Consider the following 14,054-nt stretch of genomic DNA (forward strand, 5'->3'; position numbering starts at 1 on the left):
TCCTAGTATGATGGCGCATTGTCATTTGCGACATGTAGGCTCTCCGTGAAGCTGCTTCGACGTCTGAATATCGATAAATACCTGCTGATGCTGATCGGGGCGGTCATCGTCGCTTCCGTATTGCCAGTGCATGGTATGGCCAGCGAGGTGTTCTCCCTGGCCACCAAGCTGGCCATCGCGCTATTGTTTTTTCTGCATGGCGCCAGGCTGTCACCCCGCACGGTCATCAAGGGCATGACCCATTGGCGGCTCCACTTGATGGTCTTTGCCAGCACCTTCGTGCTGTTTCCGATTCTAGGACTGATCATCGGCTTGATGGCCCCGGCGCTGCTGCCGCCAACCTTGGCCATGGGCATCCTCTTCCTGTGCGTGCTGCCTTCGACCATTCAGTCCTCCATCGCCTTTACCTCCATCGCCGGAGGCAATGTGCCGGCAGCGATCTGTTCCGCGTCCGCATCGAACATTCTCGGCATGTTCATCACGCCGCTGTTGGTGGGGCTCTTGATGAGCGCCCAGGCCGGCGGCGTCTCCTTGGATGCCCTGGGCGCGATCCTCCTGCAGCTGCTGGCACCGTTCCTGTTGGGGCAGGCGCTGCAGCGCTGGATCGGTGAGTGGATGGCGCGTCACGGGCGTTTGCTCGGGCTGGTCGATCGTGGCGCGATTCTGATGGTGGTCTATCTGGCCTTCAGCGAAGCGATGGTCGCGGGGCTGTGGGAACAGCTCTCTGGAGCATCGCTTGCGATGATGGTCGTGGTGGATTGCGTGCTGCTTGCCGCGGTGCTGGTGATTACCACCCTGGCGAGTCGCTGGCTGGGGTTCGCGCGGGAAGATGAGATCACCATCGTGTTCTGCGGCTCCAAGAAGAGCCTGAGCAGCGGTGTGCCCATGGCCAATGTGCTGTTCTCGTCCCATCAGGTGGGCAGCGTCATCCTGCCGTTGATGCTCTTTCACCAGATCCAGCTGTTCGTATGTGCGGTGCTGGCGCGGCGCTATGCGGTCAAGGAAAAACCGCCTCGGTGATGCCGAGGCGGTACTGTTCGCACGGATCCGGACAAGCATGGACCTAGCTGCCGTTCAGCAGCCCATCGGCAATCCCGATGCCGTAGAAGGCGATCAGACCGATGATGCCGGCGAAGAGTGCGTAGTAGATGGTCGGCAGAATGGTCTTGCGCAGGGTCGTACCCTCACGGCCAAGCAGGCCCACCGTTGCCGAGGCGGCTACCACGTTGTGAATGGCAATCATGTTGCCGGCGGCGGCACCGACGGCCTGCAGGGCGACCATCATGGCCGTGGAGAGCCCTAGCTGCTCGGCGACGTTGAACTGAAAATCCGACAGCATCAGGTTGGAGACGGTGTTGGAGCCGGCGATGAAGGCACCCAGTGCACCCACGGCGGGGGCGAAGAGCGGATAGATACCGCCCACGCCATCGGCGACGGCCTGTGCCATGGCAACCGGCATGGACACCAGATCCGCCTGGTTGACACCGGAGTTGATCAGGATGCGTACCATTGGAATAGTGAAGATCAGCACGAAACCGGCCCCGAGAATTGTCTTGGTCGACTCATGCAAGGCCGCACCGAGCTGGCCGCCGCGCATGCGATGCAGGAGTGCGGTGATCAGCACCACGATCACGAGAATGCCGCCCGGAAGGTAAAGCGGCTCGATGCTGCCGCTGACACCGGTTTCGCCCAGGATATTGCTCCAGCTCAGGGCCAGCGATTTCAGGGCGTTGGTGACCGGCTCGACGGTACGTGAGATGACCAGCAGGATGGCCAGCAGCACATAGGGCACCCAGCCCATGAAGGTGGAGATCGGTGTGCGTCCGGCGATCTGATCGACCTTGATGTCGAGACTACCGATCCACTCGTCCGGCCAGGAGGTGGATTCCGGGAAATCCCAGGTCGTCTTGGGCAGCAGGAAGCCTCTTCTTGCCGCAGGCACGACGATGGCCAGACCCACCATGGCGCCAATCATCGAGGGAAACTCCGGTCCCAGCAACACACCGGCCAAGGCGTAGGGCACCACGAAACAGACCCCTGCGAAGAGGGCGAAAGGCGCGATATCCAGTCCTTCCTTCCAGGAGCGGTTGGCACCGAAAAAGCGCACCATGATGATCACCATGATCAGCGGCATGAGCAAGCCGACGATGGCGTGGGTGATCGCCACCTCGGAGGTGATCAAACGGAAATAAGCTTCCCAGTTGCTGCCATTGTCAACCAATCGCTCCGTGATGCCGGCTTTATCAAGCCCCCCTGTGACCCCGACCACGATCGGGGTGCCCACCGCGCCGAAGGAGACCGGGGTCGACTGGATCATCATGCCCACCACCACGGCGGCCAGGGCCGGAAAGCCGAGAGCCACCATCAGCGGCGCGGCAACCGCTGCTGGCGTGCCGAAGCCCGAAGCCCCTTCGATGAAGCAGCCAAACAACCAGGCGACGATGATCGCCTGCACGCGACGATCCGGGCTGACACCCGAAAAGCCGTTGCGGATGGCGGCGATACCACCGGAGTGCTTGAGCGTGTTGAGCAGCAGAATGGCGCCGAAGATGATCCACAGGATCGCCACGGTCAGCATTAGCCCTTGCAATGTTGACGCCACCACCCGGGTGAAGGTCATGTCCCAGGCGAGCAGGGCAATCAAGGCGGTGACTATAAAGACGATTGGCATGGCGGTTTTTGCTGCCATACGAAAGCCGATCAGCAGGACCCCCGCCAATAGCAAGGGCAGGAAGGCCAGCAGGGCAAGCAGCGTTTGATTCATGAGGCAGCCTCTCTTGTTATTGTCCGGACGTCATGCCGGACTGATCCATTTCGGTGACTGTCGCATCCAGGAATGCGTGGCTGCACGATAATCTGTGAAAGTGCTTTTTACCAACCCTGGGAAATTGGTAATACCAATGTTGATCTGCAGTCCTTTTTGATCTTATGTCATTGATTCGTATTGAATAAAACGTGGCTTAAAAACATTTTTATCGAATGTGGTGAGCCTATGTTGGTCAATTCATTAGACTAATAGATAAGTGAAGTGGCGCCTTCGCTAGAGGATTGGCGCCAATGCTGATGGAGTGTTAGCGTCAGATACATCCATGTCTGCGAGGAGTCCCCATGACACGCTTACTTTACGATCTGTGCGGTATCGATGAGGCATTGCGCTTCTCGCCCTATTGTTGGCGCGTGAAATACGCCTTGGCACATAAGGGCCTGAGCTACGAATCTCGGCCCTGGCATTTCACCGAAAAAGAGGCAATCGAGTTTTCGGGGCAGGGCAAGGTGCCGGTACTGGTCGATGATGAGACGACCGTGGTGGATAGCTATGACATCTTTCGCTATCTCGATCGTAGCTATCCAGACAAGCCGCTGCTCGGAGAGGGCGAAGCCGAGGCTCGCGCTCGATTCTTCAAGTTCTATAGTGAGCGTTCCCTGGCGCCGGGTATCCTCAAAACTGTCGTCATGGACTTGTTCAATTCTGTGCATCCCAAGGATCGCGATTATTTTCGTCAGACCCGGGAAAAGGCACTAGGCCGCACCCTGGAGGAGGTCCATGCGCCCAGCAAGGGGCTGAGCATGCTCGATCAGGCGCTTGAGCCTTTGCGCGGGCGTCTTGAGGAAGCCGATTTTCTGGACGGTGACGTTCCGGCCGGGGCGGATTATATGGTCTTTGGCCACTTCATGTGGGCACGCAATGTCTCGAGTGCCGACCTCATATCCAACGCCGATCCGGTCTATGCCTGGGTAGAGCGAATGCTCGACGTGCATGGCGGGGTGGGACGCAATGCGTTGCGCAGTGTCGATGTTCCAGGTGCTTATCGCGCTGATGAGGCATGACAGGCGCGCAGTGATAGCCCGCGCTCGAACAGGTGAGCAGGGATGTATCGGTTATCAACGGTGACAGGAGGTTCCAGCATGATCGATCTTTATTATTGGACGACACCGAACGGACACAAGATATCCATCTTTCTGGAAGAGGCGAGTCTCGATTACGAGATTCATCCGGTCAACATCGGCAAGGGTGAGCAGTTCTCGCCAGAGTTCCTGGCCATTGCGCCTAACAACCGTATTCCTGCCATTGTCGACCGGCACCCCGCGGATGGCGGTCAACCCCTGGCGCTATTCGAATCCGGTGCGATTCTTGAATATCTCGCGGACAAGAGCGGCAGATTCCTGCCCCGCGCCGGGCGCGAACGCTATATGGCGCTACAGTGGCTGTACTGGCAAATGGGGGGGCTCGGCCCCATGGCGGGTCAGAATCATCATTTTCGCAACTATGCGCCTCAGAAGATCGACTATGCCATCGAGCGATACATCAAGGAAACGTCACGACTTTACGGGGTACTCGACAAGCAGCTCGACGATAACGAGTTCGTGGCCGGTCATGAATATACCGTTGCCGACATGGCGATCTATCCGTGGGTCAAACCCTACGAGAACCAGGGGCAGGACATCGAGGATTTTCCCAACGTGCTGCGCTGGATGCGTGCGATCGCTGCTCGCCCCGCGGTTGAACGTGCCTACGCGCAGGCCGAGAAGATTAATCCGAAGGATGGCGTGGAGATGGACGAAGAGGCCCGTAAGCATCTATTCGGGCAGAAGTGATACCACTGCAGTCAACATGTAAGTGGTACTAAGTATGACGCCCGGTTCCTGAGGTGATCTCCGAAAGACCGGGCATCATTGTGTCAGGCCGTCTGGCTCAATGCCTTCTTCGTCTGTCGTGCCTGACGTTCGAAGGCCAAGGCCATGCGCTCGATCAGGCCGTCCACCAGGGGACGACGTTTGGAAGATATAGTGGTGCACTGAGCTACGTGCGTGCGCAGTGTCCGTGCAGCGTCGATAAAGGCGTCGGGAACTCGCCCCTGAGCGCTCTCGGCATAGCCATCGGCGAGGGAGTCGAGCAAGTGGCGATAAGCCGCTTGCACCCTGGCATCGTCGACGTCGTCCAGGCGCTGGCGCAGACGTAGACAAGCGCGGCCCATGTCCAGTCCGGCGAGCCCCAGAGCGAGCAAGTGACGCTGATCCTCGTGCAGCATCTCGTCGTGACGTGCCAGCTTCAACAAGCGATCGGCCATGCGGTCGCTGAACCAGAGATCCGTCTGCTGCGGAGGCCGGCGCGCCACTCGATCCAGATCACGGGTGGTGGCGGCGATCAGTCGGCGCCGTATTATCCCCGAGCCCAGGGCAGGGACGAGGCGAAAGCCCATGACCATGGCGCTCACGCCGATCGCCACGGCCAGCCCTCGATTGAGAAAGTTATCGATGGCGAAGTCCATATCGTTGCCAGGCATGGTCAGCAGGATATTGGCGACGGTGAAGGGCAGGCTGTAGCCGATGGTCGCCGGATGGCCTGCACCGAGTAGACCGAGGAACAGTGGAGCCCCCATCAGCATGGCCAGCATGACGAAGCCGTCGACCTGGGACAGCAGCACATGACCGAATAAAAAGGCGCTGGGGAGGGCCGCCAGCATACCTTTGAGAAACGTGGTGCCCATGCGGGCGGGATTGGGATAACTGGCAAAAATACCCGAAAAAAGTGTCGCCAGCAGCAAGGCAGTGGTCCCGTTCGTCCAAGCAGTGACGAGCCAAAATATCGAGATGACACCGAATACCAGACCGGCCCGCAGGCCATTCAGACTGGCCACCAGATGATCGCGATGCCAGGATAGCGAAGGGCTGCGCAGATAATGGGCTTCGGGGTGGTCGATAGTGGCGCGTGCTTCGAGCATGATCGTGGCATGTCCGAGTATCTCGCGCAGGCCCAGCAATACGCGAAGCGATAGGGTAGAAAGCTCCGGGGTTTCGAGCTCGTAGGTGATGTGTCGTTGATGCTGGAGAAGTTCCCGGGCAGAAGCCGAATCGCGTGCTTCCAAGGCCCGACGGAAACATGCCGCCGTATCCCCGGCTAGGCGCCGGACGTTGGCATCGAGTCGAGAGTGCTGTTCGCGCAGCAATTGATCGAGCGCTTCCGTGGTCGCCAGTAATCGCATGGTACGTCGTGTCAGTAGATGCGCACCGCGCACGCGCCCCGGCCCGGCCGGATCTTCATAGCGGGCGGCTTGACTATCCGTTTCCAGCGTCATCAGCGGCTCAAGGCTTGCGACCAGAATTTGCTGCAGCTCTTTACTGTTATCGCCTTCGAGTCGCCGTGCCGAATAGATGAATGCCTGCTCGAGGGTATCATCGGCTTGCTTGGCCAAGTGATGACGCACCCGGGTTGGCCACAACAAAGCACTGATCAGAGTGGCACATAACGCCCCTAGCCCTATCTCTGAAATACGCGCGACGGCGACCTCGAAAACACTCGATGTGCCGCTATGGGAAATGATCACGACCAGCATCGCCGTGACCGCCCCCATGACGAAACCGTAGGCAAAGTTGTTGCGCGTCAGCGAGGCACTATAGATGCATAGCGCGATCCAGGCCGTCAGCATTATCAATGCCGGCACACGTGCCTGGGCGAACAAGGCCATGATGAGGATGCCGACGCCGGCGCCGGTAATGGTGCCGCCCAATTGACATAGCCCCTTTTCGATCACCATGCCGCTCATGGGGCGTATTTGTAGAAAAGCCGCGGATATCATCGCCCAGTAAGGACGCTCGAGATCTGCCCAGAGTGCGATGTAGAGCGCCAGGAACATGGCGATCACACCCTTGAGTGCGAATTTCACTGCCGTGGAGGAAGGGGTCAGAAAGGCCTGCAGGAATGGCGGCATGGAGAACGCTCTACTCCTGTGGCGCATCATCGAGGATACGTATCGAGGCGCTCATGCCCGCACTCAGCAACAAGTCGTCAGGAATATCGTCCAGCGTGATGCGTACCGGAATGCGTTGAGCCAGACGAACCCAGTTGAAGGTTGGTTCGACCTGAGGCAGTAACTGTGCGTCGAGTCGTTGATTGTCATCGGCGATGCCGCGAGCGATGCCCGATACATGACCTGTCAACTCAGTATCGCCATTCATCAGCAAGACCCGCGCAGGGTCGCCCAGGTCGATTCGCGTCATCTTGGTTTCTTCGAAATACCCGATGACATAGAACGAATCGGTCTTGACTAGCGCCATGACGCGATCGCCGCGGGAAACATAATCGCCTTGAGCGAGTTGCAGGTTGAGGATGTGGCCCGCCGCCGGTGCAGTGGCGGTGGTGCGCTCCATATCCAGACGTGCCTCCTGCAACTGCGCCCTGGCCTTGGCCAGCTCGGCCTCTGCCAAACGCGTATCAATACGTGCCACTTCTCGCTCTTCGGTGCTGATGGCCCGGTTGCTCAATCGGTTACGGCGGCTTTCTTCATGGCGTCTGAGTTCGAGCTTGGCCTGGCGATTGGCAACCTCGGCTTCAGCCTTCTCGACCGCCGCCTGATAGCGCGCCGTGTCCAGCTTGAACAACACCTGTCCATGTTCGACTCGTTCGGCATCCTCGACGGCCAGCGACTCGACCCAACCGCTGACGTCTGGGGAAATGGTGACAACATCGGCTCCCACGCGTCCATCGCGAGTCCAGGGAGTGTAAAGATAGTAATGCCATAGCCAGATACCTGCGGCGACAGCGAGTGCGACCACCACCAGAGTAATCAAGAGGCGTAATGAGGTGCGCATGTAATAGGGTTACCCGATGATGGAAAACAAAAAAGCGATAGCAGCCACGGCAATCACGAACAAAGCGAGATCGAACCAGGCCTCGAACCATAGGACGTGCTGGCCAAGCCAGCGATGCAGAAGGCTACGCACTATCGCCGCCGAGCAGGCGCCAAGAAGGGCGTAAAGGAGCAGTGGGCTGAAATAGATTCCTCCCAGCGCTATTTCTCTCAGTCCCATGGTGTTTCCCTAGATCGATAGTATGACATAGCTCGTAAAGCCTTGACGTCCCAGCAGGTTGGCTTCGAATGCATCCGGCAATAATTGCCTATTCTACGCGCTTCGGACTGGTGATGAGGCGAGAGTCATCACAAGAAAAGGGGCGATTCTAAAAAAACGTGAATTCGTTGTTGCACTGCAACAATGTCTTTGCTATTGTGCACAGCAGCAAAGGGCGAGGCCCTTTCCATAAGCCACTTAATGGAGGTGTTACATGGCCAACACAAACACTGATCAAATGACCAAGCAGTTCGAATCCATGTTTTTCGGTCCGATGCGTTCTTATGCAGCGCTGACCGTAGAATATGCAGAGCGTGTTCTCAACACTCAATATGAGTTTGCCAAGGCTTATTCAAACGCCAGCTTCGGCCAGGCGCGCTCAATGCTCAACGTCAAGAACTCCGACGATCTGCGCACTTTCGTCGAAAGCCAGCAGAAAGTCGCTCAAGAAATGGGCGAGCGCCTGAAGGACGACACTCAGAAAGTTGTCTCCATGAATCAGGAATTCGCTGAGAAGAGCCAGAAGTTGGTCGAAGAAAATGTGAAGTCTGCTAGCCAGACTGCACAGCAGACCGCGCAGAAAGCCACCAAGTAAGATGGCATGACGCCACGCTTGATGCGTGATATGAACAGGCCGCCGGTTGTGAACCGGCGGCCTGTTTTTTGTCGTGCAGAGCTTATCGAATCAGAAGTAGGACTCAGTTCGAACACAGGGTGTCATTGACGCCCTGAACTTAGCTTGCGCCATCCCTCGAATCGGACGTTGATGATCGCCAGCCCCACGACCACCATGATGCCACCTGCCAGTTTATTGATGCCCAGGGAATCGCCAAGTAACCACATTCCTAGAAGTACCGCGAAAACCGGCATCAGTAGCGACAAAGGCACGACCCGGCTGACCGGGTGCTTTTGGAGGAGTCGATACCATAGGGTGTAAGCGACGATCGAGGACATGACCGCGGTATAGAATACCGCTCCCCAACCAGCCCAGCTTGCGCGAGACAAGACGGCGAGTTGATCGTTTTCGAAGATCCAGGAGCCCAGGGCTACCTGTGGAATTGCAAACAGTGCGATCCAGCCAGCCAGCGTGAAGGGAGCGATCGGAGGCGCCACCTTGATCAGTAGATTCGAGACGGCCCAGAAAAAGGCACTGGCGAGTAGTAGTGTCGTAGGTAATGGCGCTGGCAGCGACGGGCCACCAGCGAGCACGACAATGCCGGCAAAGGAAAAGGTTAGACCCAGCCAACGGCGTAGGTCGAGGCGCTCCTTGAGGAAGGCGGCGGCCAGCAAGGTAGCGAAAGGTGTGCCCATCTGCACCAGCAGGGCACCGGTGCCGGCTTCCGCCTGTCCCAGCCCGATAAAGAGCAGTGGGAAGTGCAGGCCCCCGAAGGTTATCGACAGCAATAGCAGCCACGGTAACTGGTTTCGATCGATACGTGTGAAAGGTACGACCAGCACTGCCACCAGCATGAAACGCAGTGTCATCAGCAACAGAGGCGGCATATCCGCCACGCCCACCTTGATGACGATAATATTGAGCGCCCAGATGATGATGACCACCAGGCCGAGCAGCAGGTCGCGAAGGGGCACGAATCGTCCTTGATTGAAAAGTAGGGCGGGCGCCAGTATAGAGACGTAGAGAAAGGTTTTCGAATAAACATCGTTTGGCGAAGCGGCATGGACAAGACAAACAAACTACCGGGTTTTTCTATTCTCCTGATGATATTGCTCGCCGCGACTTGTTTTGTAATACCGGCCTGGGCTCTGGAACGGGACGACATCGTCATCGACGGGGGAGAGGGCCAGCATCACCTAAGTGTCGAAATTGCCCGTACGCCTCAGGAACGCTCTTTCGGCCTCATGGAACGCGATCATTTGCCGGACAACGCTGGCATGCTGTTTGTCTACCCACGTGAGCAACCTCCCGGCACTGGTTTCTGGATGTATCGTACCCGCATCTCGCTGGACATCGCCTTTCTTGCTAAGGACGGTGAAATTCGCGCCATTCATACCATGCCACCTTGCGAAAGCGAGCGCCCCTCAGAATGCCCGTCCTACCGTGCCGGGGTCCCCTTTCACGTGGCGCTGGAGGTTAATCGGGGATATTTCGACGCGCGAGACATCGAGGTTGGCGATCGTTTGATCCTGCCCTGATCTATTCTGAACTGTCCCTGAAAAGGAACTTTCACTCACGGCCGGGCTTTTTCTACAATGAACGCCCAACCGATAATAATCACAGGTCGCACGGCCGGCCTCATGTAAGGAAACAGCTCATGATGACACGCCGCTTATCCACTCTCACCGCCGCCGTGATGGGAGTTGCCTTGCTGGGCGGTAGCCTGAATGCCGAGGCGCGCGAATATTCTGTCTCCACTGTACTTTCCGCGGACTTCCCCTGGGGGCAGGCGGCCGAAAAATGGGCGGAGCTGGTGAAAGAGCGCTCGGACGGTGAGATCACCCTACGCGTCTATCCCAATTCGCAACTGGTCAATGGCGATCAGACCCGGGAATTCTCGGCGATGCGTCAGGGGCTGATCGACATGGCCGTGGGCTCGACCATCAACTGGTCGCCCCAGGTACCGGAGCTCAATCTGTTCTCGCTGCCGTTTCTGATGCCGGACACCGACGCGGTGGATGCCATCACCGGCGGCGAGGCCGGCGAGAAGGTGTTTGATGCCATCGAGTCTCGCGGTGCGATGCCCCTGGCCTGGGGCGAGAACGGTTTTCGCGAGCTGTCCAATTCGAAGCAGCCTATTACCGCACCGGAGGATCTCGAGGGCTTGAAGATTCGTGTGGTCGGTTCGCCCTTGTTTCAGGATACTTTCACTGCCTTGGGGGCCAACCCGACCCAGATGAGCTGGGCGGATGCCAAGCCGGCACTGACCACCGGCGCGGTGGATGGCCAGGAGAATCCGCTGTCGGTGTTCGACGTGGCGCGCATCGATCAGGTCGGGCAGAAATATCTGACCCTGTGGCATTACATGAATGATCCCTTGATCTTTGCCGTCAATCAACGAATCTGGCAGCAGTTCTCCGAAGAAGATCGTGAGCTTGTGCGTCAGGCGGCCATCGATGCCGGCCAATGGGAGATCGAGATGTCCCGAGAACAGAAGAGTGAGCGCTTGGCGGCCATCAAGCAACGTGGCGTCGAGGTCAGCGAACTCACCGAGGATCAGCGCCAGGCTTTCGTCGAGGCCACCCAAAGCGTGTATGAGGAATGGACGCCGCAGATCGGTGAGGAGCTGGTCGAGACCGCGCGCCAGGCAGTAGAAACACGCTGAAAAACCGCCTGTCGTTTCAATGCTGAGTGGCCGGCCTCGTCTTGAGGCCGGTCTTGTGTCAAGGGATTACTCATGAAACCCCAACCGGATGCTCGGCTAGAGCGAATACTGGCGACCCTGGCGCTGGTGATCATCGCCGTGATCAGCCTGGGCAATGTGGTGGTGCGCTATGTGACCAATGTGTCATTCGCCTTCACCGAGGAAATCTCGGTGTTTCTGCTGGTGGTACTGACCTTCGCCGGTGCGGCGGTGGCTCTGCGGCGCAATCGTCATGTGCGCATCAGTCTATTGGAGCGCGCCCTGCCGAAAGGGCCACGTCGTGCACTGATCGTTTTCCAAGGGCTGGCCGGTGCCACGGTGCTGGGTCTGATTCTGTGGTTCGGTGCCAAATTGACCTTGGAAGAGTACCAGTGGCAAACCCAGTCCCCGGGGCTTGGCGTGCCGCAGTGGTGGTATCTGGTCTGGTTGCCGGTGTTGGCGTCCTTGTTGCTGTTGCGCCAGATCCAACAGACCCTGGATCGCCTGCGTGGAAAGCTTAACGATGAGTCCTGACCTATGGATGGTCTTGAGTTTCCTGGGGCTGCTGATTGCCGGCGTGCCTGTTGCGCTCTCTCTTGGACTGGCCGGTGCGATAGGGATCGTCAGCGGTATGTCGCCCATGATGCTGGCGACCCTGGGTACCAATACCTATAACAGCATTGCCAAGTATCCACTGATCGCCATTCCACTGTTCATCCTCACCGGATTGATCTTCGAGCGCGCCGGGGTAGCGGCGCGACTGGTGCGCTTCGCGCAAGCGCTAATCGGCCCGCGTCACGGCGGACTGGCGCTGGTGGCGGTGCTGGTGTGCATGATCATGGGGGGCATGAGCGGCTCCGGACCGGCGGACGCCGCTGCCGTGGCCATGGTGATGCTGCCGAGCATGACCCGCGCCGGCTATCCCAAGCCGTTTTCCGCCACGCTGATCGCAGCATCTGCCTCCACGGCGATCCTGATACCGCCTTCTGTGGCGCTCATTCTTTACTCCATTGTGGTGCCCGGGGTCGATCTGCGTGCCTTGTTTGCCGCTGGCCTGTTTCCGGGCATTCTTGCTGGGCTTTCGCTGCTGGTACCAGCCTTCTGGTTATCACGCCGCTACGGTTGGGAAGCCCCGACGGAGGTGGAGCGACCACCGCTGGGGGAGAGTTTTCGCCAGGCGCTGCCGGCACTGTTTGCCCCGGTGATCATCCTGGGCGGGCTGCGCAGCGGCCTGTTCACTCCGACGGAAGCGGCGGTGGTGGCAGTGGCTTATGGCGTACTCGTGGGATTGATCATCACCCGAGAACTCGATTGGCGTAATCTTTGGCAGCTATTCGGCGAGGCGGCGACGATCTCCGGCGTGGTGATGCTGATCATCGCTCTAGCGGGTATCTTTGCCTGGGCAGGTACCATGCTGGGCACCTTCCGGCATATGGCGGAGTGGCTGATTGCGCTGTCCGACAACGGTGCGGTGCTGCTGGCATTGATCATGCTGGCGGTGCTGTTGGCGGGCATGCTGCTGGATGCCATCTCCATCTATCTGATCCTGATGCCGATCCTGGTGCCGGTGATGCAGCACTTCGGCTGGAATCCGGTCTGGTTCGGCATCCTGCTGGCCATGAACATTGCCATCGGCCAGTTTACCCCGCCGGTGGCGGTCAATCTGATGGTGACTACCGAAGTGGCGAAGATTCGTCTCGAGCAGACCCTGGGCTGGGCCTTGGTCTTCGTCATTGCCATGGGCGGGGCGCTATTGCTGGTGGCGTTGTTCCCTGAGATCGCCCTTTGGCTGCCGCGGGTGCTTGGGTACAGCGTCTAGTTAGTGCTTCTCGAGCCAGTATTGATAGGCGGCACGATGCAATTGTGCATGACGATCGGCCAGAGCGGCGAGATCGCGATCGTAGCCACCGCCGATCACCGCCGCGACCGGAATGCCTGCGTCGCGGCAGCGGCGAATCACGTAGTCATCGCGACGCGCCAACCCCCAGTCGCTGAGAGCCAGATGCCCGAGCCGGTCGTCGGCATGCACGTCCACCCCAGCGTCATAAATCACCAGATTCGGTGCGATCTGATCGAGCAATTTAGGTAAGTGGGCATTGAGGGTGGCGAGATAGTCATCGTCACCGGTGCCGCGGGGCAAGGGCACATCGAGATCGCTTTGTTGCTTGCGGGCAGGAAAGTTCTCGGCACCGTGCATCGAAAATGTGAAGACCCGGTCGTCGTCGCGAAAGATCAGCGCGGTGCCATCGCCTTGATGCACGTCCAGATCGACGATGAGAATACGTTTCACCCATCGTTTGGCCAAGGCGTAAGCCGCTGCCACGGCGAGATCATTTAGCAGGCAATAGCCGCTGGCCGCATTCGCCTGAGCGTGATGCGTGCCGCCGGCGGTATTGCAGGCGAGGCCATATTCCAGTGCGGCTTCGACCGTGAGTAGGGTCCCCCCCACCTCAAGGCGCGTTCGCTCCACCAGTTCTTCCGACCAGCGAAAACCGCTGCGTCGCTGGGCAGCGTCGTCGAGCTTCCCGTTCAGAAAAACGCTCAGATAATCGCGGGTATGCACGCGACGCAGATCGTCTTCGATGACTGGGACGGGCGTCAACCAATGAGCCCGATGTCCGGCTGGCTCCATGCCGAGTTGCCCTCTTAGCACACGGAACTTCGCCATGGGAAAGGGGTGGTTTGAGGGTAGGTCGATGGTATAGCCAGGATGATGGATCAGCGGAAATGACATGAGGTTCATTGGGGCGGCGGTACGAAAATTCGGGCGGCTGATTCAACGGGACTATAGCCCGGATATTGCACCGGGCCGGCCAGACGCTCCCAGATTCCAGGCTCGGTGGGGATGATGGCGATCGGGGTTGAGATTGGCTATTTCTTGATCAATTTCCTGGCTTCAGGGCGCAC

At 58.6% G+C, this 14,054-nt stretch carries 14 protein-coding genes; 8 read left to right on the forward strand and 6 right to left on the reverse strand.

Translation table 11 applies throughout. From position 1 onward, the window contains the following. The first annotated feature begins 45 nt into the window (after nt 1-45). On the forward strand, nt 46-1,020 hold the full coding sequence (locus ACPF7Z_RS05180) for a bile acid:sodium symporter family protein (RefSeq protein ID WP_425192114.1): 975 nt from the start codon (nt 46-48) through the stop codon (nt 1,018-1,020). Nucleotides 1,021-1,063: 43 nt separating this feature from the next. On the opposite strand, the gene ACPF7Z_RS05185 is transcribed toward ACPF7Z_RS05180, so the two are convergent. Then, nucleotides 1,064-2,764, reverse strand: a complete 1,701-nt coding sequence (locus tag ACPF7Z_RS05185; protein WP_425192115.1) for an L-lactate permease — start codon at nt 2,762-2,764, stop codon at nt 1,064-1,066. A 344-nt stretch (nt 2,765-3,108) separates the two neighbouring features. Here ACPF7Z_RS05185 and ACPF7Z_RS05190 point away from each other — a divergent pair, with 344 nt between their 5' ends. Both ACPF7Z_RS05190 and ACPF7Z_RS05195 read left to right on the forward strand, forming a co-directional pair. Then, on the forward strand, nt 3,109-3,828 hold the full coding sequence (locus ACPF7Z_RS05190) for a glutathione S-transferase N-terminal domain-containing protein (RefSeq protein ID WP_425192116.1): 720 nt from the start codon (nt 3,109-3,111) through the stop codon (nt 3,826-3,828). A gap of 78 nt (nt 3,829-3,906) precedes the next feature. Further along, nucleotides 3,907-4,596, forward strand: a complete 690-nt coding sequence (locus tag ACPF7Z_RS05195) for a glutathione binding-like protein (RefSeq protein ID WP_425192117.1) — start codon at nt 3,907-3,909, stop codon at nt 4,594-4,596. Between the two features lie 83 nt (nt 4,597-4,679). On the opposite strand, the gene ACPF7Z_RS05200 is transcribed toward ACPF7Z_RS05195, so the two are convergent. The 3 genes from ACPF7Z_RS05200 to ACPF7Z_RS05210 are packed head-to-tail and all read right to left on the reverse strand — an operon-like array spanning nt 4,680 to nt 7,809. Next, nucleotides 4,680-6,710, reverse strand: coding sequence for an FUSC family protein (locus ACPF7Z_RS05200; RefSeq protein WP_425192118.1), 2,031 nt, complete (start codon nt 6,708-6,710; stop codon nt 4,680-4,682). 10 nt (nt 6,711-6,720) lie between these two features. Then, complete coding sequence (locus ACPF7Z_RS05205) at nt 6,721-7,590, reverse strand: efflux RND transporter periplasmic adaptor subunit (protein ID WP_425192119.1); 870 nt, start codon at nt 7,588-7,590, stop codon at nt 6,721-6,723. Nucleotides 7,591-7,599: 9 nt separating this feature from the next. Continuing rightward, complete coding sequence (locus tag ACPF7Z_RS05210) at nt 7,600-7,809, reverse strand: DUF1656 domain-containing protein (RefSeq protein ID WP_425192120.1); 210 nt, start codon at nt 7,807-7,809, stop codon at nt 7,600-7,602. A gap of 253 nt (nt 7,810-8,062) precedes the next feature. On the opposite strand from ACPF7Z_RS05210, the gene ACPF7Z_RS05215 reads away from it, so the two are divergent. Further along, complete coding sequence (locus ACPF7Z_RS05215; protein ID WP_425192121.1) at nt 8,063-8,443, forward strand: phasin family protein; 381 nt, start codon at nt 8,063-8,065, stop codon at nt 8,441-8,443. Between the two features lie 122 nt (nt 8,444-8,565). On the opposite strand, the gene ACPF7Z_RS05220 is transcribed toward ACPF7Z_RS05215, so the two are convergent. Beyond that, nucleotides 8,566-9,438, reverse strand: coding sequence for a DMT family transporter (locus ACPF7Z_RS05220; protein ID WP_425192123.1), 873 nt, complete (start codon nt 9,436-9,438; stop codon nt 8,566-8,568). 87 nt (nt 9,439-9,525) lie between these two features. Between ACPF7Z_RS05220 and ACPF7Z_RS05225 the strand changes: the two genes are divergently transcribed. The 4 genes from ACPF7Z_RS05225 (at nt 9,526) to ACPF7Z_RS05240 (ending at nt 12,966) form a co-directional block, all read left to right on the forward strand. Then, the gene (locus tag ACPF7Z_RS05225; RefSeq protein WP_425192124.1) at nt 9,526-10,002 is read left to right on the forward strand and encodes a DUF192 domain-containing protein; all 477 of its coding nucleotides are present in this window, start codon (nt 9,526-9,528) and stop codon (nt 10,000-10,002) included. Nucleotides 10,003-10,121: 119 nt separating this feature from the next. Further along, on the forward strand, nt 10,122-11,129 hold the full coding sequence (locus tag ACPF7Z_RS05230) for a DctP family TRAP transporter solute-binding subunit (protein WP_425192125.1): 1,008 nt from the start codon (nt 10,122-10,124) through the stop codon (nt 11,127-11,129). Between the two features lie 72 nt (nt 11,130-11,201). Further along, nucleotides 11,202-11,681: a TRAP transporter small permease gene (locus ACPF7Z_RS05235; protein ID WP_425192126.1), complete on the forward strand. Its 480-nt coding sequence runs from the start codon at nt 11,202-11,204 to the stop codon at nt 11,679-11,681. Next, on the forward strand, nt 11,671-12,966 hold the full coding sequence (locus ACPF7Z_RS05240) for a TRAP transporter large permease (RefSeq protein ID WP_425192127.1): 1,296 nt from the start codon (nt 11,671-11,673) through the stop codon (nt 12,964-12,966). Before ACPF7Z_RS05235 ends, ACPF7Z_RS05240 begins: the two co-directional genes overlap by 11 nt. Here the strand turns inward: ACPF7Z_RS05240 and ACPF7Z_RS05245 are convergent, their stop codons facing one another. Continuing rightward, nucleotides 12,967-13,881, reverse strand: coding sequence for a histone deacetylase family protein (locus ACPF7Z_RS05245; protein WP_425192128.1), 915 nt, complete (start codon nt 13,879-13,881; stop codon nt 12,967-12,969). Nucleotides 13,882-14,054 lie beyond the last annotated feature (173 nt).

Origin of the sequence: Halomonas sp. GXIMD04776 (genome assembly GCF_049808615.1) — a bacterium.
Lineage (GTDB): Bacteria > Pseudomonadota > Gammaproteobacteria > Pseudomonadales > Halomonadaceae > Modicisalibacter.